This window comes from Pseudomonas cyclaminis (assembly GCF_015163715.1).
In the GTDB taxonomy this organism is placed as follows: Bacteria; Pseudomonadota; Gammaproteobacteria; order Pseudomonadales; family Pseudomonadaceae; genus Aquipseudomonas; species Aquipseudomonas cyclaminis.
Genome location: NZ_JADDUM010000371.1, coordinates 1 through 5,773, shown reverse-complemented (window position 1 = coordinate 5,773; position 5,773 = coordinate 1). Strand labels below are relative to the sequence as shown.

Genomic DNA, 5,773 nt, shown 5'->3' with positions numbered 1-5,773 from the left:
GGTGACATCCTCGGTGCACTGACCGGCGACGCCGGCATCCCCGGCGCTCAGGTCGGCAAGATCGCGATCTTTGACTTCCAGGCGTTCGTGGCCGTGGAACGTGGCATCGCCAAGCAGGCGTTACAGCGTTTGAATGACGGCAAGATCAAAGGCCGTTCGTTGCGCGTGCGCATCCTGTAAAAAATCTCCCATTCAATGGAGATCCAAATGTGGGAGGGGGCTTGCCCCCGATTGCAGTGTGTCAGTCTCAGTATCTGTCACTGATCCACCGCTATCGGGGGCAAGCCCCCTCCCACATTTGATTTGTGTTCAGTCAGTACAGTCGTCTTCTGCCCTGCTCTCGCGTAAACTTGCGCCCTTTCGCGACCCAGCCGTCGCACATTCAATTTTTCAAAGGTGCCCGCCATGCCTTGGCTGCAAGTCCGTCTCGCCATCAGCCCAGAACAAGCCGAAACCTACGAAGACGCGTTCCTCGAAGTGGGCGCCGTCTCGGTGACCTTCATGGACGCCGAAGACCAGCCGATCTTCGAGCCGGAACTCAACACCACTCCGCTGTGGTCCCACACCCACCTGTTGGCCCTGTTCGAAGACGGCACCGATGCTGCCGCCGTGCTGGCCCATATGGAGCTGCTCACCGGTGGCCCGCTGCCGGAGCATCACAGCGAAGTGATCGAGGACCAGGACTGGGAACGCAGCTGGATGGATAACTTCCAGCCGATGCGTTTCGGCCAGCGCCTGTGGATCGTACCGAGCTGGCATGCCGCACCAGAGCCTGAGGCGGTGAACCTGCTGCTGGACCCAGGCCTCGCGTTCGGCACCGGTACCCACCCCACCACCGCACTGTGCCTGGAATGGCTCGACGGCCAGGACCTGACCGACAGCAACGTGCTGGATTTCGGCTGCGGCTCGGGGATCCTGGCGATTGCCGCGCTGTTGCTGGGCGCCAAGGAAGCCGTGGGCACCGACATCGACGTGCAGGCCCTGGAAGCCTCCCGCGATAACGCCGGGCGCAACCATATTCCTGAAGGCAAATTCCCACTTTACCTGCCCGAAGACCTGCCACAGGTCCAGGCCGATGTGCTGGTGGCGAATATCCTCGCCGGGCCGCTGGTTTCCCTGGCGCCGCAACTGTCGAGCCTGGTCAAGCCGGGCGGGCGCCTGGCGCTGTCGGGCATCCTCGCCGAGCAGGGCGAAGACGTCGCTGCCGCGTATGCCAAGGATTTCGAGCTGGATCCGATCGCTAACCGCGATGGCTGGGTACGCATCAGCGGGCGTCGGCGCTAGAATGAGCGCTTGCCTGAATCGGATGGCCGCATGACCGACAGTTTCGTCACCCAGTGCCCGCATTGCCAAACACGCTTTCGCGTCAACCACGCTCAATTGAGCGTGGCCCGTGGCGTGGTGCGCTGCGGCTCGTGCCTGCAAGTGTTCAACGCGGCTCGCCAGCTGCTGGAGCAGCGCGCCCAGGCCCCGGCGCCTGAACTACCGGAAATCGCGCTGACCCCAGAGGCGCCCCGCGCCATCAGCCAGAAACAGTGGACCGCCGAAGAGCTGGACCTCGACAACCTGGACCTGGACGAAGAACTGGCCAAGCTGGAGCGCCGCGAGATTCAGCACACGCTGCCCGTGGGCGCGGAACGTCGCCAACCGGGTGCAGAGCGCCGCCAGAAGGAAGACGCCCTCAGCGCCAGCCGCGAGACCGTCAAGGCCGAAGAAGAAAAATGGGCGGCCAGCCTGTTCAGCGAGCCGCCTGAAGAGCGTACCAAAGCCCCGGAAGACGAGTCGGAACCGAGCAAAGCCGCTGCGACCAAGCAGCGCACCGAGCCGTCCATGTCGCATCACATCGACGATATCGACGACGAGCCGCCACTGCGTGCCGCCTCCGAGGATGAAGACCTCGACCCACCGTTCACCCCGCTCACCCAGGCGGCGGACGAGCCGGAACCCGAGGAGCGCCCCCAGTTGCGGCGCAAGCGCCCGCGCCCCCGAGGCCGGCGTTCACGACGAGTTGCTCCAGGACCTCGAAGACGACCCGCTGCACCTGTACGCACAAAAGCGCCCACAGGGCTGGGGCCGCCGCTTAATCTGGATACTGCTGGTGCTGATCGCCGCCGCGGGGTTGGCAGGCCAATACATCGCCTACCAATTCGACGACCTGGCGCGCCAGGACGCTTACCGCCCGTGGTTCCAGCAACTGTGCCCCACACTGGGCTGCACGGTGCCGTCACGGGTCGATATCGCCCACATCAAGAGCAGCAACCTGGTAGTGCGCAGCCACCCGGAATTCGCCGGGGCGCTGGTGGTGGATGCGATCATCTATAACCGCGCGACGTTCTCCCAGCCCTTCCCCCTGCTGGAGCTGCGTTTTGCCGACCTCAATGGCGGCCTGATTGCCAGTCGTCGGTTCAAACCCGCCGAATACCTCAGTGGCGAGTTGGCCGGCGTGAGCGAAATGCCATCGCAGACCCCGATCCATATCTCCCTGGACATCCTTGATCCGGGCAACAAAGCCGTGAATTACAGCCTGAGCTTCCACTCGCCCGAGTGAGCCGACCCACTCACCGAAGCTTGACGGTGGATTATTGACTGGGCGCCGCGCATCCAAACCGGCGGCGATAAAGAAATAACTGTTCAGATTTTATCCAATCCAGCCTTTATCCAGTCATCGAGAGCGGGTATCATGCCAACCCTTTTTCGAACTCTAATGATCCGGCCCCACAACAGGGAAGTCCTATGTCGGCGGTACGCATCGGCCCATATACATTGCAGAACGGCTTGATCCTCGCCCCAATGGCGGGTGTCACCGACCAGCCCTTTCGTCAGCTGTGCAAACGTTTGGGCGCGGGTCTTGTAGTCTCGGAAATGGTCACCAGCGACATGAGCTTGTGGAACACCCGCAAATCGCGGATGCGCATGATCCACGAAGGTGATCCCGAGCCCCGCTCGGTACAGATCGCCGGCGGTGATGCGCAGATGCTGGCGGATGCGGCCCGAGCCAACGTGGAGTTGGGCGCACAGATCATTGATATCAACATGGGCTGCCCGGCCAAGAAGGTCTGCAACAAGGCCGCCGGTTCCGCGCTATTGAAAGATGAGCAGTTGGTTGCCGAGATCCTGCAGGCCGTTGTCGCCGCAGTGGATGTGCCGGTAACCCTGAAGATCCGTACCGGCTGGGACCGGGACAACAAGAACGGCCTGACGGTGGCGAAGATCGCCGAACAGGCAGGTATTACAGCGCTGGCGGTACATGGCCGCACACGCGCCGATCTGTATACCGGTGAAGCCGAGTACGACACCATCGCCGCGATCAAGCAGGCGGTGTCGATGCCGGTGTTTGCCAATGGCGACATCGACTCAGCCGAGAAAGCCCGGCGCGTACTGCACGCAACCGGCGCCGATGGCTTGTTGATTGGCCGGGCCGCCCAAGGGCGCCCGTGGATTTTTCGTGAGATCGAGTATTTCCTGCGTACCGGTGAAGTCTTGCCGGCGCCGGAGTTGGTCGAAGTGGAACGTATTCTGCTTGAGCATCTGGCTGCCCTTCACACCTTCTATGGAGACGTGATGGGCGTGCGCATTGCTCGCAAGCATGTGGGTTGGTATCTCGCAACCCTGCCGGGCGCCAGGGAGTTTCGCGCCGGATTCAATCGTTTGGATGAAACGCAAGCACAGGTCACCGCCGTTCGTGAGTTTTTTGCCGAACGAGACAAGAGCCTGAGAGCAGGGGACGGAGAAGGGGTGGCCGCATGACGATGATGACCGAGACTTTAGTGAGTGGAACAACACCCGTGAGCGACAACGTCAATTTGAAACAGCACCTCAACACGCCGAGCGAAGAAGGCCAGACCCTTCGCGGGAGTGTCGAGAAGGCGCTGCATAATTATTTCGCCCACCTTGAGGGCGCTTCCGTCACGGACGTGTACAACCTGGTGCTCTCCGAAGTCGAGGCGCCCTTGCTCGAATGCGTGATGAACTACGTCAAGGGCAACCAGACCAAAGCCAGTGAGCTGCTGGGCCTCAACCGTGGCACCTTGCGCAAAAAGCTCAAGCAATACGATTTGCTGTAAGCATTCAATCAAACCAGAAAGGCGCCCGCGTAAAACCGGTCGCCTTTTTTGCTGACTCCTTTGCTTTTGATGGAAATTGAAATGACCGACCAGACTACCCGCCTGCCGATCCGCCGCGCCTTGATCAGTGTCTCCGACAAGACCGGGATCCTCGAATTTGCCCGGGAGCTGGAAGCCCTGGGCGTGGAAATCCTCTCCACGGGCGGGACCTTCAAACTGCTGCAGGACAACGGCGTGGCCGCAGTAGAAGTCGCGGACTACACCGGTTTCGCAGAATGATGGACGGTCGGGTCAAGACCCTGCACCCGAAGATCCACGGCGGCATCCTTGGCCGTCGCGGTATCGACGACGCCATCATGACCGAGCACGGCATCAAGCCAATCGACCTGGTGGCCGTTAACCTCTACCCATTCGAAGCTACCATCAACAAGCCAGGCTGCGACCTGCCGACCGCCATCGAAAACATCGATATCGGCGGCCCGACCATGGTGCGCTCGGCCGCCAAGAACCACAAAGACGTGGCCATCGTGGTCAACGCCGGCGACTACGCCCAAGTGCTCGAAAGCCTGAAAGCCGGCGGCCTGACCTACGCCCAGCGTTTCGACCTGATGCTCAAGGCGTTCGAACACACCGCGGCCTACGACGGCATGATCGCCAACTACATGGGCACCGTGAACCAGACGGCTGAAACCCTCAGCACGGAAGGCCGCAGCCAGTTCCCGCGCACCTTCAACAGCCAGTTCATCAAGGCCCAGGAAATGCGCTACGGCGAGAACCCGCACCAAAGCGCGGCGTTCTACGTGGAAGCCAAGCCTGCCGAAGTAGGCATCGCCACCGCCACCCAGCTGCAAGGCAAAGAACTGTCCTACAACAACGTGGCCGACACCGATGCCGCGCTGGAATGTGTGAAGAGCTTCGTCAAGCCAGCCTGCGTGATCGTCAAGCACGCCAACCCGTGCGGCGTGGCCGTGAGCCCGGACGCTGAAGGCGGCATCCGCCAGGCGTACGAACTGGCCTACGCCACCGACACCGAGTCGGCGTTCGGCGGCATCATCGCCTTCAACCGTGAACTGGACGCCGAGACCGCCAAGGCCATCGTCGAGCGTCAGTTCGTTGAAGTGATCATCGCCCCTTCGGTAAGCGAAGAAGCCCGCGCCATCGTTGCCGCCAAAGCCAACGTGCGCCTGCTGGCCTGTGGCGAGTGGTCGGCTGACCGCGCTGCAGCCTGGGACTACAAGCGCGTCAATGGCGGCTTGCTGGTACAGAGCCGCGACATCGGCATGATCGGCAGCGAAGACCTGAAAGTCGTCACCAAGCGCGCCCCGACCGAGCAAGAGATCAACGACCTGATCTTCGCCTGGAAAGTGGCCAAATACGTTAAATCCAACGCCATCGTCTACGCCAAGAACCGCCAGACCATCGGCGTCGGCGCCGGCCAGATGAGCCGCGTGAACTCGGCGCGTATCGCCGCGATCAAGGCTGAGCACGCCGGTCTGCAGGTTGTAGGTTCGGTGATGGCATCCGATGCGTTCTTCCCGTTCCGCGACGGTTTGGACAATGCCGCAAAAGCAGGCGTGACTGCGGTGATCCAACCGGGCGGCTCGATGCGTGATGCTGAAGTGATTGCCGCTGCTGATGAAGCCGGCATTGCCATGGTCTTCACCGGCATGCGCCACTTCCGTCACTGATCCAACTCGATCCAAATGTGG

Annotated in this window: 4 protein-coding genes and 2 pseudogenes; all 6 read left to right on the top strand. The window is 61.7% G+C overall.

Going from position 1 to position 5,773, the window contains the following annotated elements:
* On the top strand, positions 1-180 hold a 180-nt coding region (locus tag IQK56_RS30590; RefSeq protein WP_193901973.1), incomplete at its 5' end, for a DbpA RNA binding domain-containing protein.
* A 225-nt stretch (positions 181-405) separates the two neighbouring features.
* Complete coding sequence (gene prmA, locus IQK56_RS30585; RefSeq protein ID WP_150760931.1) at positions 406-1,284, top strand: 50S ribosomal protein L11 methyltransferase; 879 nt, start codon at positions 406-408, stop codon at positions 1,282-1,284.
* Positions 1,285-1,314: 30 nt separating this feature from the next.
* Positions 1,315-2,548: pseudogene (locus tag IQK56_RS30580) on the top strand (DUF3426 domain-containing protein).
* A gap of 185 nt (positions 2,549-2,733) precedes the next feature.
* The gene (gene dusB, locus IQK56_RS30575; protein WP_112193211.1) at positions 2,734-3,747 is read left to right on the top strand and encodes a tRNA dihydrouridine synthase DusB; all 1,014 of its coding nucleotides are present in this window, start codon (positions 2,734-2,736) and stop codon (positions 3,745-3,747) included.
* A complete protein-coding gene (gene fis / locus IQK56_RS30570; RefSeq protein ID WP_032890623.1) occupies positions 3,744-4,064 on the top strand; it encodes a DNA-binding transcriptional regulator Fis in 321 nt (106 codons plus the stop codon). The genes dusB and fis overlap by 4 nt, the downstream gene beginning before the upstream one ends.
* 81 nt (positions 4,065-4,145) lie before the next feature.
* Positions 4,146-5,752, top strand: a pseudogene (gene purH, locus IQK56_RS30565) (bifunctional phosphoribosylaminoimidazolecarboxamide formyltransferase/IMP cyclohydrolase).
* The last annotated feature ends 21 nt before the right edge of the window (positions 5,753-5,773 follow it).

Coding starts and splice junctions, on each gene's coding strand:
- prmA (WP_150760931.1), top strand. CDS start 406: ATGCCTTGGCTGCAAGTCCGTCTCGCCATCAGCCCAGAACAAGCCGAA.
- dusB (WP_112193211.1), top strand. CDS start 2,734: ATGTCGGCGGTACGCATCGGCCCATATACATTGCAGAACGGCTTGATC.
- fis (WP_032890623.1), top strand. CDS start 3,744: ATGACGATGATGACCGAGACTTTAGTGAGTGGAACAACACCCGTGAGC.